This is a genomic window from Streptomyces sp. V4I23 (assembly GCF_030817975.1).
GTDB lineage: Bacteria > Actinomycetota > Actinomycetes > Streptomycetales > Streptomycetaceae > Streptomyces.
This window is the reverse complement of sequence record NZ_JAUSZW010000004.1, coordinates 2767003-2782937: the sequence shown is the minus strand read 5'-3', so window position 1 is coordinate 2782937 and position 15935 is coordinate 2767003. Positions and strand designations below refer to the sequence as shown.

Sequence of the window (15935 nt, the reverse complement as noted above, 5' to 3'; positions counted from 1 at the left end):
CGCGTCACATCCCCGCTTGTGAAGGGACGTGCAGGGGATTCCCGGCGCACGCGCTGTCGGCGCGCCCCTCGTGGTTGGTGTCTCGCTCCCCCCATTTTGTTCCTTTATGCACGTCGGTGCGGCATTCGCGGTTGACCCGCGCGGGTGACCTTCCGCGAACCTCCGTCGTGTCGGCGGCGGCCCGCCGCCCTCCTCCACTTCAGTGGGGGGGAATCGGTGTGATCATCTCCAAAATCGACAAACCAGGACTAAGAGGTATAAGCCATGTCCCAGGTCGAGGCCCTCCGCGGGCGGACATGCTCCCGAAAGCTCCGCTCCGTCGCGCTGCTCACCAGCGGTGTGCTCGCCCTGCCCGTCCTCGCCGGCTGCGGCTCGGGCGACGACGAGGACACGGGCAAGCCCGTGGCCCAGGACATCGCTCCGGCCGCACGGGACAAGACGGCCGACGGCGGGGCGGTGCGGTGGGCCGTCGACAGCGTGCCCGCCACGCTGAACGCGTTCCAGGCCGACGCCGACGCCACCACGAGCCGGATCGCCGGAGCCGTGCTGCCCGCACTGTTCGTCCTCGACGAGAACGGCCGCCCCGAGCGCAACCCCGACTATCTGGAATCGGCCGAGATCGTCGAGCGCGAGCCCAAGCAGGTCGTCCTCTACAAGCTCAACCAGCAAGCCGTGTGGAGCGACGGCCGCGAGATCGGCGCACCCGACTTCCTCGCCCAGTGGCGCGCACTGAGCGGCAAGGACTCCGCGTACTGGACGGCCCGCAACGCCGGCTACGAGCGGATCGAGCGGATCGAGCGCGGCAAGGACGACCTCGAGGTCAAGGTCACCTTCGGCAAGCCCTACGCGGACTGGCGGGCGCTGTTCACGCCGCTGTACCCGAAGGAGGTGACGGCGACGCCGGCCGCCTTCAACGACGGCGCCCGTGCCAGGCTCGCGAGGACGGCCGGACCCTTCATGGTCAAGCAGATCGACCGCAAGGCCGCCACCACGACCCTTGTCCGCAATCCGCGCTGGTGGGGGCGGCAGGCCAAGCTCGACACCCTGGTGTTCGCCGCCGTGCCGCGCGAGGGGCGCGTCGCCGCGCTCACCTCCGGCACGCTCGACGTGGCCGACGTCGACAGGGCCGCGGCGGAACGTATCTCCTACGCCGCGAAGGACGCCGGCCGCGGCGGCCGGCCGCTCGCGCACGGCCCCGGCTCCGACATCACCCCCTCCGCCGCGCTCAGGTCCTGGGCGCAGGCGTACGGCTCCGACGAGAACCTGGCGGAGACGGCGCGGGCGGCCCGCGAGCGCACCGCGAAGGCGCAGGCGCAGTACGCCGCGGAGCAGTCGGTGCTGCGCCGCTACCAGGTCCGCAAGTCGCTGGAGCCCGCCTACACCCAGCTCGCGATGAACGGCGAGTCCGGGCCGCTGTCCGACGACCGTGTCCGGCGCGCCGTCGCCCGTGCCATCGACCGCAAGGAACTGGCCGAAACCGTGCTGACACCGCTCGGACTGCCCGCCGACCCGCCCGGCAGCCATGTCGCGCTGGCCGGGCAGCGCGCGTACAGCGACAACAGCGGTGCGCTCGGCGACCAGAACACGCAGGAGGCGCAGGCCCTGCTCGCCGACGCCGGCTGGACGCCCGGCGGCGCCCTGAAGACCTCCGGGCCGGCCAAGGCGGGCGGCGAGGCCACCGGGTCGGAGAAGAACAAGGACGCGCGGAAGCCCGGCCAGAAGCCCTCCGGCGCGGGCGACAGCGCCTCCGACGAGGGTCTCTACATCGTCGGGGACGACAAGCCGCCGGCCGACGCCCGCCTGCGCGACTCCGCCGCCTCCGGCACGAACGTCCTGGCCCCCGCCCCGGCCGCCGCCCTCCAGAGCCTCGTCATCGAGCGCCAGGCGCGGTCGCTCGCCGAAGGCGACGGGACCGGCGGCCGCCGCACGGACATCGCGGCACGGGAGGACGACGGCACTCCCGGGGCCTACGCCCCGCGCGGCACGGCCGCCCCCGATCCGGCGTCCGCCGGAGGGGCCGTCGGCAAGGACGGCAAGCCGCTGAGCCTGCGCTTCGTGCTCCCGTCGGGCCCCGGCTCGGAGGTGGTGCGCACGGTGGGCGAGAAGATCTCCGAGATGCTGCGCCGCATCGGCGTCCGCACCGAGATCACCAAGGTCTCCGACGACAGCTACTTCAAGGACCACATCGCGTCCGGCGACTTCGACCTCGCCCTCTACTCCTGGCCCGCGAGCGCCTATCCGGCGACCGACGCCCGCCCGATCTACGCCAAGCCCCGTCCGGCGTCGGACGGCTCGCTGCTGGTCGAGCAGAACTACACCCGCGTCGGCACGGACCACATCGACCAGCTCTTCGACCAGGCGGCCGGCGAGCTGGACGAGGACGCCGCCCGTGATCTGATGCGCCGGGCCGACGCCCGCATCTGGGCCGCGGCCGGGTCGATTCCCCTCTACCAGCGCCCCGAGCTGGTCGCGGTGCGCTCCGGGCTGGTCAACGTCGGCGCCTTCGGCTTCGCGACCCCCGTCTACCAGGACATCGGCTACAAGAAGACCGGGGCCGAGGGCGCCGCCCGGCAGTAGGGCCCGGCCCCCGGGCCGTCCGCCCCTCGGCCGCCGGGCACCCCTCGTCCCGCCAACCTCAGAAGTCCCTCAATTCCCTTGCCCGCCGGTCGCCCCGGCGGGCAAGCTCGTGCCGCCTCCCGACCCAGCTCCGCCCGGCGCCGACAGCAGCCCGCGTGCTCCCCGAACAGCGCGCCGGCCGCCCGGCACCCGTACGACGCCTCCCGTTTCTCCGGCTGTTGCCGGTCACACCCCGCGCGCCGCTCCTCGGCGTGATCCCCGCCTCCTTCGGCCTCCCCCCATCCGTCCCGGAAGCCTGTTCGTCCGGCGTGCCCGTACCATGGGAGGAGCCGTGGCGTGTCCGCCCGGCGGGCGTACGAGGAAAGACGCCGCATCCCACGATCGAGAGAAGCGCCAGCCAGCATGCCCACGCGCCACGACATCCGTAACGTCGCCATCGTCGCCCACGTCGACCATGGCAAGACCACCCTGGTCGACGCCATGCTGAAGCAGGCCGGTGCCTTCGCCGCGCACGCCGCCGAGCACCTCGACGACCGGATGATGGACTCGAACGACCTGGAGCGTGAGAAGGGCATCACGATCCTGGCCAAGAACACCGCCGTCAAGTACCACCCCAAGGACGGCGGCGACCCGATCACCATCAACATCATCGACACCCCCGGCCACGCCGACTTCGGTGGCGAGGTCGAGCGCGGCCTGTCGATGGTGGACGCGGTCGTGCTCCTCGTCGACGCGTCCGAGGGCCCGCTCCCGCAGACCCGCTTCGTGCTGCGCAAGGCGCTCCAGGCCCGGATGCCGGTCATCCTCTGCATCAACAAGACGGACCGCCCGGACTCCCGGATCGACGAGGTCGTCAACGAGACGTACGACCTGTTCCTGGACCTGGACGCCGACGAGGACCAGATCGAGTTCCCGATCGTCTACGCCTGCGCCCGTGACGGCGTCGCCTCGCTGACCAAGCCGGTGGACGGCACCGTCCCGGCCGACAGCGAGAACCTCGAGCCGTTCTTCACCACGATCCTGTCGCACGTCCCGGCCCCCGAGTACGACGAGGCCGCCCCGCTGCAGGCGCACGTCACCAACCTCGACGCCGACAACTTCCTCGGCCGCATCGCTCTGCTCCGTGTCGAGCAGGGCGAGCTGCGCAAGGGCCAGACCGTGGCCTGGATCAAGCGGGACGGCACGATCTCCAACGTCCGCATCAGCGAGCTGATGATGACCGAGGCGCTCACCCGCAAGCCGGCCGAGGTGGCCGGCCCCGGTGACATCTGCGCCGTCGCCGGTATCCCGGACATCATGATCGGCGAGACGCTGGCCGACCCGGAGAACCCGATCGCGCTGCCGCTGATCACCGTCGACGAGCCCGCCATCTCCATGGTCATCGGCACCAACACCTCGCCGCTGGTCGGCCGGGGCGGCACCGGCAAGGGCGCGGACGCCAAGGCCGCCGTCAAGGACCGCAAGGTCACGGCCCGTCAGGTCAAGGACCGCCTGGACCGCGAGCTGATCGGTAACGTCTCGCTGCGCGTGCTGGACACCGAGCGCCCGGACGCCTGGGAGGTGCAGGGCCGCGGTGAGCTGGCGCTGGCCATCCTGGTCGAGCAGATGCGCCGTGAGGGCTTCGAGCTGACCATCGGCAAGCCGCAGGTCGTCACCAAGGAGGTCGACGGCAAGGTCCACGAGCCGGTCGAGCGCATGACGATCGACGTGCCCGAGGAGCACATGGGCGCCGTCACGCAGCTCATGGGCGTCCGCAAGGGCCGCATGGACAACATGTCCAACCACGGCTCCGGCTGGGTCCGCATGGAGTTCGTCGTCCCGTCCCGCGGTCTGATCGGCTTCCGTACGGAGTTCCTGACGAACACCCGTGGCACGGGTATCGCGCACTCCATCCACGAGGGCCACGAGCCGTGGTTCGGCACGCTGACGACCCGTAACAACGGCTCGCTGGTCGCCGACCGGTCCGGCTCCGTCACCGCCTTCGCGATGACGAACCTTCAGGAGCGCGGCGTGCTCTTCGTCGACCCGGGCACCGAGGTCTACGAGGGCATGATCGTCGGCGAGAACTCGCGCTCCGACGACATGGACGTGAACATCACCAAGGAGAAGAAGCTCACGAACATGCGGTCGTCCTCGGCCGACTCGTTCGAGGCGATCGTCCCGCCGCGCAAGCTGTCGCTGGAGCAGTCCCTGGAGTTCTGCCGCGACGACGAGTGTGTCGAGGTGACCCCGGAGGCCGTGCGCATCCGCAAGGTCGTGCTCGACCAGAAGGAGCGCGGTCGCGCCGCCTCGCGCGCCAAGCACGGCTGACGCAGCAGCCCTTGACCGACGGCCCGGCCCCCCGCAGACACTGTGGGGGGCCGGGCCGTTTCGTCAACTCTTTTTAACGGTCCGAGTGTCCGCATATCGGCCGTCGCTCTCCGGAACATGTGTTAACGGTCCGTTTCGCGGGTGTCTGTCTGTGCTCGCTTTGTCCGGATTTCGATCTGTGAACGCCAGCTGATGTTGTCAAAACGAGACCCTTTGAGTGTGGTTTACCGCCCGGACGTACTTAATAGTTGGCTCCATTGAGCTCGGGTCAATGGGTCACGCGCTGTGGGGAGCGCCGACTCACGAGCACACTCGGGGCATTGACACAGCGTCGTCAGGGGTGTCGGCGCAACTTCCAGTGCCCTTCTTGTAGTGACAAGTGGACTCATGAGGAGGAACCCATGCGCGGTGCCAAGAGCGCCAAGTGGGTCGCGGGTGCGATCGTCGTCGCCCTGTCGGCAACTGCCTGTGGCGGCGGCGACAGTGGCTCGGACAAGAACAACGCCTCGGGCAAGCCCGCGGGCTACGTCTCGATCGACGTCGGTGAGCCGCAGAAGCCGCTGATCCCGGCGGACACCAACGAGAGCCTCGGCTCGTACGTGATTCAGTCGCTCTTCACCCAGCTGCTGGACTTCGACGCCAAGGGCAACATCGTCTACACGAACGCCGAGTCCGTGGAGACGAAGGACTCCAAGACCTGGACCGTGAAGCTCAAGTCCGGCTGGAAGTTCCACAACGGCGAGGCCGTCACCGCGCAGTCTTACGTGGACGCGTGGAACTGGTACGCCAACGTCAAGAACCAGCAGCAGAACAGCTTCTGGTTCAGCGACATCGCCGGCTACGCCGACGTGCACCCCGAGAAGGGCGACCCGAAGTCCGACAAGATGTCGGGTCTGAAGGTCGTCGACGACACCACCTTCACGATCGAGCTGACCGAGAAGGTCCCGTACTTCAACTACAAGCTCGGCTACGCGACGTTCGCGCCGCTGCCCAAGGTCTTCTACGACGACCCGAAGGCGTTCGGCCAGAAGCCGATCGGCAACGGCCCGTACAAGTTCGAGAAGTGGACCCACAAGAAGCTCATCCAGGTCGCCGCGAACCCTGACTACCAGGGCCCGAACAAGGCGCAGAACAAGGGCATCCAGTTCAAGAACTACGCGACCGTCGAGGCCGCGTACCAGGACGTCGTCTCCGGCAACCTGGACATCATCCGCCAGGTCGGCCCGACCGACCTGCCGAAGTACAAGCAGGACCTGGGCGACGGCGCCATCGAGCAGCCGTACGCGGCGATCCAGACGCTCGTCCCGGCGTTCTACACCGCGACGTTCAAGGAGATGGACCCCAAGGTCCGCCAGGGTCTGTCCATGGCGATCGACCGTGAGACGATCACCAAGACGGTCCTGAACAACACCCGTACCCCCGCGACGAGCTTCACGCCGCCGCAGGTCAAGGGCAACCAGGACCTGGGCACGGACGTCTTCACGTACAACCCCGCCAAGGCGAAGCAGCTGGTGACCGAGGGCGGCGGCGTCCCCGGCAACAAGATCATGGTCCAGTACAACGCCGACGGTGGCCACAAGGAGTGGGTGACCGCGGTCTGCGAGTCCATCCGCAAGGCGACCGGCGTCGACTGCGTCGGCGACGCCAAGCCGGACTTCGCCACGGACCTCGAGGCCCGTGACAACGACCAGGTGAAGTCGATGTACCGCGGTGGCTGGGTGGCCGACTACCCGGTCAACGTGAACTTCATCAAGGAGCTCTACAACTCCAAGGCCGAGGCGAACAACGGTCGCTTCAAGGACGCCGAGATCGACAAGATGATGGCGGATGCCGACAAGGCCAACTCCCTGGAAGAGTCCGTGAAGGGCTACCAGGAGGTCGAGAAGAAGCTGCTCGAGAAGATGCCGGCGATCCCGCTGTGGTACTACCGCATCAACGGTGGCCACGGCAAGGGCGTCGACAACGTCCAGGTCGACTTCCACGGCGACCTCGAGCTGACCGGAGTCACCGTCAAGTAAGCGCCACGCGCTTGACGGGCCTTATCCCCACTCGGCCATAACCCGCCGCCGTCGGTCATCCGGCGGCGGCGGTTGTCCGGGGGTGCCCTGCTGCACTCAGGGACGCCTCCGGGCGTGTCAACCCCTCACGGAGGCACCTATGGGGCGCTACGTCGCACGACGACTGCTCCAGATGATCCCGGTGTTCATCGGGTCAACCTTTCTGATCTTCGCCATGATGTTCGCGCTCCCCGGCGACCCCGTAAGAGCGCTCATGGGAGACCAGGCGTTCGATCCCGCGATCGTCGCCTCGATCCGCAAGGATCTCGGTCTCGACCTGCCCCTGTGGCAGCAGTACCTGAACTACCTCGGGGGCCTGCTGCAGGGCGACTTCGGTACGGAGATCGCCAGCCAGCGCCCCATCGCCGACATCATCGGCCAGGCATTCCCCATCACCATCCGGCTGACCCTCTTCGCGTTCAGCTTCACCGTGATCGTCGGCATCGCCCTCGGCATCGTCGCGGGCCTGAAGCCCGAATCGGTGCGCGACCGCGGCCTTCTCGGCCTGACCCTCGTGCTCATCTCGATGCCCTCCTTCGTGCTGGGCTACCTGATGCAGTACCTGTTCGCCTTCCAGTGGGGGCTGACCACGCCGACCGTGCAGGACTCCGAGAGCTTCGGCGACCTGCTGCTGCCGGCCATCGTCCTCGGCTCGCTCTCCCTCGCGTACGTGGCACGTCTGACCCGTACCTCGATGGCGGAGAACCTGCGCGCGGACTACATGCGCACCGCCGTCGCCAAGGGTCTGCCGCGCCGCCGCATCGTCGGCGTCCACCTGATGCGCAACTCCCTTGTGCCGGTGGTCACTTTCCTCGGCACCGACATCGGCAACCTGATGACGGGCGCGATCGTCACCGAGGGCATCTTCAACGTGCAGGGCGTCGGTGACGCCATCTACGAGGCGCTGTTCCGCCGCGAGGGTGCCACGGTCGTCGGCATCGCCTCGCTGATCGTCCTCGTCTACCTGCTCGCCAGCCTGCTCGTCGACCTGCTCTACGCGGTCCTGGACCCGAGGATCCGGTATGCCTGAGAAGACCGCCGCCACCGCGGCGTCCACCGCGACCGCCGAGGACACGACCGCCGCCGCGCCGGACACCGCGCTCACCGTCCAGGCTCCCAAGCCGGACAAGGCGCGCAGCCTGTGGTCCGACGCCTGGCGCGACCTGCGCCGCAACCCCCTGTTCCTGGTCTCCGCCGGGATGATCCTGCTGCTGCTGGTCATCGCGGCGTTCCCGGGTCTGTTCACGTCGGCCTCGCCGCGTGACGCCGACCTCGCCAACCACTTCCTGCAGCAGCCGAACTGGAGCCACTTCTTCGCCCCGGACTGGTTCGGCTACGACGGCCAGGGCCGCTCCATCTACGCGCGTGTCATCTACGGTGCCCGCGCCTCGATCGTCGTCGGTGTCGGCGTCACCGCCCTGGTGGCGGTCCTCGGCACGATCGTCGGCATGCTGGCCGGCTACTTCGGCGGCATCACCGACACCCTGCTGTCGCGGCTCACCGACATCTTCATGGGCATCCCGTTCATGCTCGGTGCCCTCGTGGTCCTCACCAGCTTCGAGGAGCGTGCCATCTGGGTCGTCATCCTCGCCCTGGTCTTCCTCGGCTGGACCCAGATCGCCCGTGTCGCCCGCGGTGCGGTCATCACCGTCAAGCAGGCCGACTACGTGGTGGCGGCCAAGGCGCTCGGCGCCTCGACCACCCGCATCCTGTTCAAGCACGTGCTGCCCAACGCACTCGCCCCGATCATCGTCGTCGCGACGATCGCGCTCGGCGGCTACATCGCGGCGGAGGCCACGCTGTCCTACCTCGGTGTCGGCCTCGCCGATCCGACGGTCTCGTGGGGCGTGGACGTCTCCAGCGGCCGTGAGCAGCTGCGCAACGCGCCGTTCGTGCTGATCGTCCCGTCGGTGATGGTCTCGATCACGGTGCTCTCGTTCCTCATGTTCGGCGATGCGGTACGCAACGCCCTCGACCCGAAGATGCGCTGAGGGAGGCGTACGTGACCAGTATCGACAGTCCGCTGGACAAGACGACAGCCGTCCCCGAGCCCCGGAGTTCCGGGGACCACGAGGGTCATCTGCTCGAAGTGCGCGACCTGCACGTGGAGTTCCACACCCGTGACGGTGTCGCCAAGGCCGTGAACGGCGTCAACTACAGCGTGGACGCGGGCGAGACGCTCGCCGTCCTCGGTGAGTCCGGCTCCGGCAAGTCCGTGACGGCCCAGGCCGTCATGGGCATCCTCGACATGCCGCCCGGCCGCATCCCGCAGGGGCAGATCTTCTTCCGCGGCCAGGACATGCTCACCATGTCCGCCGAGGAGCGCCGGAAGATCCGCGGCCGGAAGATCGCCATGATCTTCCAGGACGCGCTGTCCTCGCTGAACCCGGTGCTGTCCGTCGGCTACCAGCTCGGCGAGATGTTCCGGGTGCACCAGGGCCTGTCCAAGAAGGCGGCCAAGGCCAAGGCCATCGAGCTGATGGACCGGGTGAAGATCCCGGCGGCCAAGGCCCGGGTGGGCGACTACCCGCACCAGTTCTCCGGCGGTATGCGCCAGCGCATCATGATCGCCATGGCCCTGGCCCTGGAGCCGGACCTGATCATCGCCGACGAGCCGACGACCGCCCTGGACGTCACCGTGCAGGCGCAGGTCATGGACCTGCTCGCCGAGCTCCAGCGCGAGTACAACATGGGGCTGATCCTGATCACCCACGACCTCGGCGTCGTCGCCGACGTCGCGGACAAGATCGCGGTCATGTACGCGGGCCGGATCGTCGAGACCGCCCCCGTGCACGAGCTCTACAAGCGTCCGGCGCACCCCTACACCCGGGGTCTGCTCGACTCGATCCCGCGCCTGGACCAGAAGGGCCAGGAGCTGTACGCGATCAAGGGCCTGCCGCCCAACCTGCTCAAGATCCCGGCGGGCTGCGCCTTCAACCCGCGCTGCCCCAAGGCGGACGACATCTGCCGCACCGAGATCCCGGCCCTCGCGCCGGTGACCGAGCAGGACGGCACCGAGCTGCCCGGCCGCGGCAGCGCGTGCCACTTCTGGAAGGAGACGATCCATGGCTGAGCTCAGGAAGACGGACGAGGCCGTGGACGCGACTCCCAACGTCACCGAGGTCGAGATGGTCGACGCCGGCACCACCCAGGAGGCGGTGGCGGCGATCGAGGCCCCGGTCGGGCGCGGTGAGCCGATCCTCCAGGTGCGCAACCTGGTCAAGCACTTCCCGCTGACCCAGGGCATCCTCTTCAAGAAGCAGGTCGGCGCGGTCAAGGCCGTGGACGGGGTCTCCTTCGACCTCTACCAGGGCGAGACGCTCGGCATCGTCGGCGAGTCCGGCTGCGGCAAGTCCACGGTCGCCAAGCTGCTGATGACGCTGGAGACCGCCACCGCGGGCGAGGTGTTCTACAAGGGCCAGGACATCACCAGGCTGTCGGGGCGCGCGCTCAAGGCCGTGCGCCGCAACATCCAGATGGTGTTCCAGGACCCGTACACCTCGCTGAACCCGCGGATGACGGTCGGTGACATCATCGGCGAGCCCTTCGAGATCCACCCCGAGGTGGCCCCGAAGGGCGACCGGCGCCGCAGGGTGCAGGAGCTGCTGGACGTCGTGGGTCTCAACCCCGAGTACATCAACCGCTACCCGCACCAGTTCTCCGGCGGCCAGCGCCAGCGCATCGGCATCGCCCGCGGTCTCGCGCTCAACCCCGAGATCATCATCTGCGACGAGCCGGTCTCGGCGCTGGACGTGTCGGTGCAGGCGCAGGTGGTCAACCTGATGGAGAAGCTGCAGGACGAGTTCAACCTGTCCTACCTCTTCATCGCGCACGACCTGTCGATCGTCCGTCACATCTCGGACCGCGTCGGCGTCATGTACCTCGGCAAGATGGCCGAGATCGGCACCGACGTGCAGATCTACGACCACCCGACGCACCCCTACACCCAGGCGCTGCTGTCGGCCGTCCCGGTGCCCGACCCCGAGGCCCGCGAGGGCCGCGAGCGGATCATCCTCACCGGCGACGTCCCCTCGCCGGCCAACCCGCCGTCGGGCTGCCGCTTCCGCACCCGCTGCTGGAAGGCCCAGGACAAGTGCGCCACCGAGGTGCCGCTGCTGGCGATCCCCGAGCGCTTCCAGGGCTCGGACTCCCCGGCTGCGCACGAGTCGGCGTGCCACTTCGCCGAGGAGAAGGACGTCGTCCACGTGGTGCAGTAGTCATCCGCGCACACCAGGGCCCCGTCTGCCGCACCGCGGCGGGCGGGGTCCTCTCGTACGGAAAACCGATTGCCGGGCGCGTGCCGCGGGCCCAACAGTGGCCGCATGCATCTCACCGTCCGGCCCGCCGTCCTCGCGGACGCCCCCGCCGTCTGCGCGCTCATGAACGCCGTCGACCTCGTCGAGATCGGCCGCACCGAGACCGACCTGCACAGCGTCGAGGCCGACCTGGCCCACGCCGACGTCGATCTCGCCCGTGACACCTGGCTGGTGAGCGAGGACGGCGAGCTCGTGGCGTTCGGCATGCTGTGGAGCGACTCGGGCGAGGGCGACATCGGCGTCGACCACTACGTCCTGCCGGGCCGGTCCGCCGCGGCGGTCCTGCTGCTGGAGCTGATCGAGGCGAGGGCGGCGGAGAAGGCGGCGGCCGCCGGCGCCGCGCGGGCCGTGCTCCACCTGCACCTCAACGCGCGGCCCGCCGTCGACACCGCGCTCCTCGGCGCCCGCGGCTGGCGCACCGTGCGGCACCACCAGATCATGACCCGTCCCCTGTCGCCGGCCGCCGACGCCGTGCCCGAGCCGCCCGCCGGGCTGACGCTGCGGGACTGCCGGTCCGAGGACGACCGCCGGCTCGCGCACGCGCTGGTGGAGGCGACCTTCGCGGACCACTTCGACCACCACCCCCGGACGTACGCCCAGTGGCTGGAGGACATTGGCGGCGCACGCCTGGACTGGTCGCTCGTGTGGATCGCCTCGCTCGCCGGCGAGGGCGACGTGGCGGTCGTCCTCACCCGGGACGACCGTGAGGCCATGGGCTGGATCCGCAACCTCGGCGTATGCGAACGGGTCCGCGGCCGGGGCATCGCCGGCCATCTGCTGCGCCACGTGTTCGGCACCTACGCGGCCCGCGGCCGGGACACCATCGGTCTGGGCGTGGACACGCAGAACGAGTCGAGGGCGCTCTCCCTGTACGAGGCGCACGGGATGACCCTGCACTACGCCGTCGACACCTGGGAGGTCACTCTCCCGGTGACCGCACCGACCACCCGGACGCCCTGAAAGTGCGTTAGATCCGCTATGGGGTGATATTCGGTCCTAAGCCATGCTGAGGACACGGGAGGAACCCCATGCGTCGAGCCACGCACGCCAAGTGGGCCGCATGCGCGGTCGCCGTCGCCCTGGCGGCGACGGGCTGCGGCGGTGGGAGCGACAGCGGAGGCAGCGGCGCCGACGGGATCGTGAAGTCCTCCTGGACCGACCCGCAGAACCCGCTGGAGCCCGCCAACACCAACGAGGTGCAGGGCGGCAAGGTCCTCGACATGATCTTCCGCGGCCTGAAGAGATACGACCCGAAGACCGGCGCGGCCACGGACATGATGGCCGAGACGATCGAGAGCACCGACTCGAGGAACTTCACGGTCACCCTCAAGGACGGCTGGACCTTCAGCAACGGCGAGAAGGTCACCGCCAGGTCGTACGTCGACGCCTGGAACTACGGCGCCCACATCAGGAACAACCAGAAGAACGCCTACTTCTTCGGCTACATCGAGGGCTACGAACAGGTCCACCCCGAGAAGGGCGAGGCCACCGCCGAGACGATGTCCGGGCTGAAGGTCGTCGACGACCTCCGCTTCACGGTCGAGCTGAGCCAGAAGTTCTCCACCTGGCCCGACACCCTCGGCTACGCGGCCTTCGCCCCACTGCCCCGCGCCTTCTTCGACGACCACGACGCCTGGGTCTCCAAGCCGATCGGCAACGGACCGTACACCCTGAACTCCTACAAGAAGGGATCGATGGCGGAGCTGCGCCGCTGGGACGGCTACAAGGGTCCGGACAAGGCGAAGAACGGCGGCATCGACCTCATGGTCTACACCGACAACAACACCGCCTACACGGACCTGATCGCGGGCAACATCGACCTCGTCGACGACGTCCCGGCCGCCCAGCTCAAGAACGTCCGGGCCGACCTCGGGGACCGGTACATCAACACACCGGCGGGCATCCTCCAGACCCTCGCCTTCCCCTTCTACGACAAGGCGTGGAACACCCCTGACGGGGCCAAGGTGCGCACCGGCCTGTCGAGGGCGATCAACCGCGAGCAGATCACCGACACGATCTTCCAGAAGACCCGCACCCCCGCCAAGGACTGGACCTCCCCGGTGCTGGGCGCCGAGGGCGGCTACGACGACACCCTGTGCGGCGAGGCCTGCGAGTACGACCCCGCGGCGGCGAAGAGGCTGATCCAGGAGGGCGGCGGCATCCCCGGCGGCCAGGTGAAGATCACGTACAACGCGGACACCGGCTCCCACAAGGACTGGGTCGACGCCGTGTGCAACTCCGTCAACAACGCCCTCGGGAACGACAGGGCGTGCGTCGGCGCACCGGTCGGCACCTTCGCCGACTTCCGCAACCAGATCGGCGACCGGAAGATGCCCGGCCCCTTCCGGGCCGGCTGGCAGATGGACTACCCGCTGATCCAGAACTTCCTGCAGCCGCTCTACTACACCAACGCCTCCTCCAACGACGGCAAGTGGACCAACGAGAAGTTCGACGACCTCGTCGACCGGGCCAACGCCGAGAGCGACCAGGCCAAGGCCGTCGAGACCTTCAAGGAGGCCGAGAAGGTCGTGCGGGATGAGATGGCCGCCATCCCGCTCTGGTACCAGAACGGCAGCGCCGGCTACTCGGAGCGGCTCTCCCATGTCGCCCTGAACCCGTTCAGCGTTCCCGTCTACGAAGAGATCACGGTCAACTGACGGCGGAAGCCATCCGGCCCGGCGCACCGCGCGCACCGCGCGCACCGCGCGCGCCGGGCCGTCCCCCTTCCCACGACGACCCCAGGAGCGCCTCATGGGACGCTATGTGATCCGGCGTCTGCTGCAGATGATCCCGGTCTTCTTCGGCACCACGCTGCTGATCTTCCTGATGGTCAACATCATGGGCGACCCCGTCGCCGGCCTCTGCGGCGACCGTCAGTGCGACCCCGCCACGGCCGCCCGGCTGCGCAAGGAGTTCGGTCTCGACAAGCCCGTGTGGCAGCAATACCTGACCTACATGGGCAACGTCTTCACCGGAGACTTCGGCACCGCGTTCAACGGGCAGAAGGTCACCGAGCTGATGGGCGACGCCTTCCCGGTCACCATCCGGCTGACCCTCGTGGCCATCTTCTTCGAGATCCTCATCGGCATCACCCTCGGCGTCGTCACCGGGCTGCGCCGCGGCCGCCCCGTGGACACCGGCGTCCTGCTGACCACCCTGGTGGTCATCGCCGTGCCCACCTTCGTCACCGGTCTGATCGTCCAGCTGGTGCTCGGCATCAAATGGGCCGTCATCGACCCGTCCGTGTCCTCCGACGCACGCCTCGACGAACTGATCGTGCCCGGCCTGGTGCTCGCCTCGGTCTCCCTCGCGTACGTCACCCGTCTCACCCGGACCTCGATCGCCGAGAACTCGCGCTCCGACTACGTCCGTACCGCCAAGGCGAAGGGCCTTCCCCGGGGGCGGGTCATCCGCCGTCATCTGCTGCGCAACTCGCTGATCCCGGTCGTCACCTTCATCGGCACGGACGTCGGCGCCCTGATGGGCGGTGCCATCGTCACCGAGCGCATCTTCAACATCCACGGCGTCGGCTACCAGCTCTACCAGGGGATCCTCCGCCAGAACACGCAGACCGTCGTCGGCTTCGTGACCGTGCTCGTCATCGTCTTCCTGCTGGCGAACCTGCTCGTCGACCTCCTGTACGCCGTTCTCGACCCGAGGATCCGGTATGCCTGAGCAGCAGCGCTTCGACGACAACGCCATCGCGTCCACCGGAGCGGGCGGCGGGACCGACCTCGCGATGAGCGAGGGCGAGACCCTGGAGAGGACACCGGGCGGCCCGCTCGGCGCCGGGCCGTCCGGCAAGCCGCGCAGCCTGTGGTCCGACGCCTGGCGCGACCTGCGGCGCAACCCGGTCTTCGTCGTCTCCGCCCTGGTGATCCTCTTCCTGGTCGTCATCTCCCTGTGGCCCTCGCTGATCGCCTCCGGCAATCCGCTCACATGCGATCTCGCCAAGGCCCAGGAGGGCTCCCAGCCCGGCCACCCCTTCGGCTTCAACGGGCAGGGCTGCGACGTGTACACGCGGACCGTCTACGGCGCGCGGACCTCGGTCACCGTCGGCGTCTGCGCCACGCTCGGGGTCGCGCTGCTCGGCTCCGTGCTGGGAGCGCTCGCCGGGTTCTTCGGCGGGTTCTGGGACGCGATCCTGTCCCGGCTCACCGACATCTTCTTCGGCATCCCCGTCGTGCTCGGCGGCCTCGTCCTGCTGTCCGTCGTCCGCTCGACCACCGTGTGGCCCGTCGTCGGCTTCATGGTGCTGCTCGGCTGGCCGCAGATCTCCCGTATCGCCCGCGGCTCGGTCATCACCGCCAAGCAGAACGACTACGTCCAGGCCGCGAGGGCCCTCGGCGCGTCCAACACCCGCATGCTGCTGCGGCACATCGCGCCGAACGCCGTCGCGCCGGTCATCGTCGTCGCCACGATCGCCCTCGGCACCTACATCGCCCTGGAGGCGACGCTCTCCTACCTCGGCGCCGGACTGAAGCCGCCGACCGTCTCCTGGGGCATCGACATCTCCTCGGCGTCCCCCTACATCCGCAACGCCCCGCACATGATGCTCTGGCCCGCCGGGGCGCTGGCGGTCACCGTGCTGGCGTTCATCATGCTCGGCGACGCGGTGCGCGACGCCCTCGACCCCAAGCTGCGTTAGGAGGTGTCCGCCGTGTCCGTCACATCA

The 15935-nt window shown here is 68.9% G+C and carries 11 protein-coding genes; all 11 read left to right on the top strand.

Annotation, left to right across the window (positions count from 1 at the left end; all coding sequences use genetic code 11):
- Nucleotides 1-264 precede the first annotated feature (264 nt).
- The gene (locus QFZ82_RS14620; protein ID WP_307713588.1) at nucleotides 265-2577 is read left to right on the top strand and encodes an ABC transporter family substrate-binding protein; all 2313 of its coding nucleotides are present in this window, start codon (nucleotides 265-267) and stop codon (nucleotides 2575-2577) included.
- Between the two features lie 402 nt (nucleotides 2578-2979).
- Entirely contained in the window at nucleotides 2980-4887 is a 1908-nt protein-coding gene (typA, locus tag QFZ82_RS14615) for a translational GTPase TypA (RefSeq protein WP_307713587.1), read from the top strand.
- Nucleotides 4888-5288: 401 nt separating this feature from the next.
- Entirely contained in the window at nucleotides 5289-6905 is a 1617-nt protein-coding gene (locus tag QFZ82_RS14610; protein WP_307713586.1) for an ABC transporter substrate-binding protein, read from the top strand.
- A gap of 139 nt (nucleotides 6906-7044) precedes the next feature.
- Nucleotides 7045-7974, top strand: a complete 930-nt coding sequence (locus QFZ82_RS14605; protein ID WP_307713585.1) for an ABC transporter permease — start codon at nucleotides 7045-7047, stop codon at nucleotides 7972-7974.
- A complete protein-coding gene (locus tag QFZ82_RS14600; protein ID WP_307713584.1) occupies nucleotides 7967-8935 on the top strand; it encodes an ABC transporter permease in 969 nt (322 codons plus the stop codon). Before QFZ82_RS14605 ends, QFZ82_RS14600 begins: the two co-directional genes overlap by 8 nt.
- 32 nt (nucleotides 8936-8967) lie before the next feature.
- Nucleotides 8968-10017: an ABC transporter ATP-binding protein gene (locus QFZ82_RS14595; RefSeq protein ID WP_373429417.1), complete on the top strand. Its 1050-nt coding sequence runs from the start codon at nucleotides 8968-8970 to the stop codon at nucleotides 10015-10017.
- Nucleotides 10010-11161, top strand: a complete 1152-nt coding sequence (locus tag QFZ82_RS14590; protein WP_307713583.1) for an ABC transporter ATP-binding protein — start codon at nucleotides 10010-10012, stop codon at nucleotides 11159-11161. Before QFZ82_RS14595 ends, QFZ82_RS14590 begins: the two co-directional genes overlap by 8 nt.
- Nucleotides 11162-11266: 105 nt before the next feature.
- Nucleotides 11267-12220 (top strand): GNAT family N-acetyltransferase, encoded by a 954-nt coding sequence (locus QFZ82_RS14585; protein ID WP_307713582.1) that lies wholly within the window; start codon nucleotides 11267-11269, stop codon nucleotides 12218-12220.
- Between the two features lie 68 nt (nucleotides 12221-12288).
- On the top strand, nucleotides 12289-13917 hold the full coding sequence (locus tag QFZ82_RS14580; protein ID WP_307713581.1) for an ABC transporter substrate-binding protein: 1629 nt from the start codon (nucleotides 12289-12291) through the stop codon (nucleotides 13915-13917).
- A gap of 94 nt (nucleotides 13918-14011) precedes the next feature.
- The gene (locus QFZ82_RS14575; RefSeq protein ID WP_307713580.1) at nucleotides 14012-14935 is read left to right on the top strand and encodes an ABC transporter permease; all 924 of its coding nucleotides are present in this window, start codon (nucleotides 14012-14014) and stop codon (nucleotides 14933-14935) included.
- Nucleotides 14928-15908, top strand: coding sequence for an ABC transporter permease (locus QFZ82_RS14570; RefSeq protein ID WP_307713579.1), 981 nt, complete (start codon nucleotides 14928-14930; stop codon nucleotides 15906-15908). Before QFZ82_RS14575 ends, QFZ82_RS14570 begins: the two co-directional genes overlap by 8 nt.
- The last annotated feature ends 27 nt before the right edge of the window (nucleotides 15909-15935 follow it).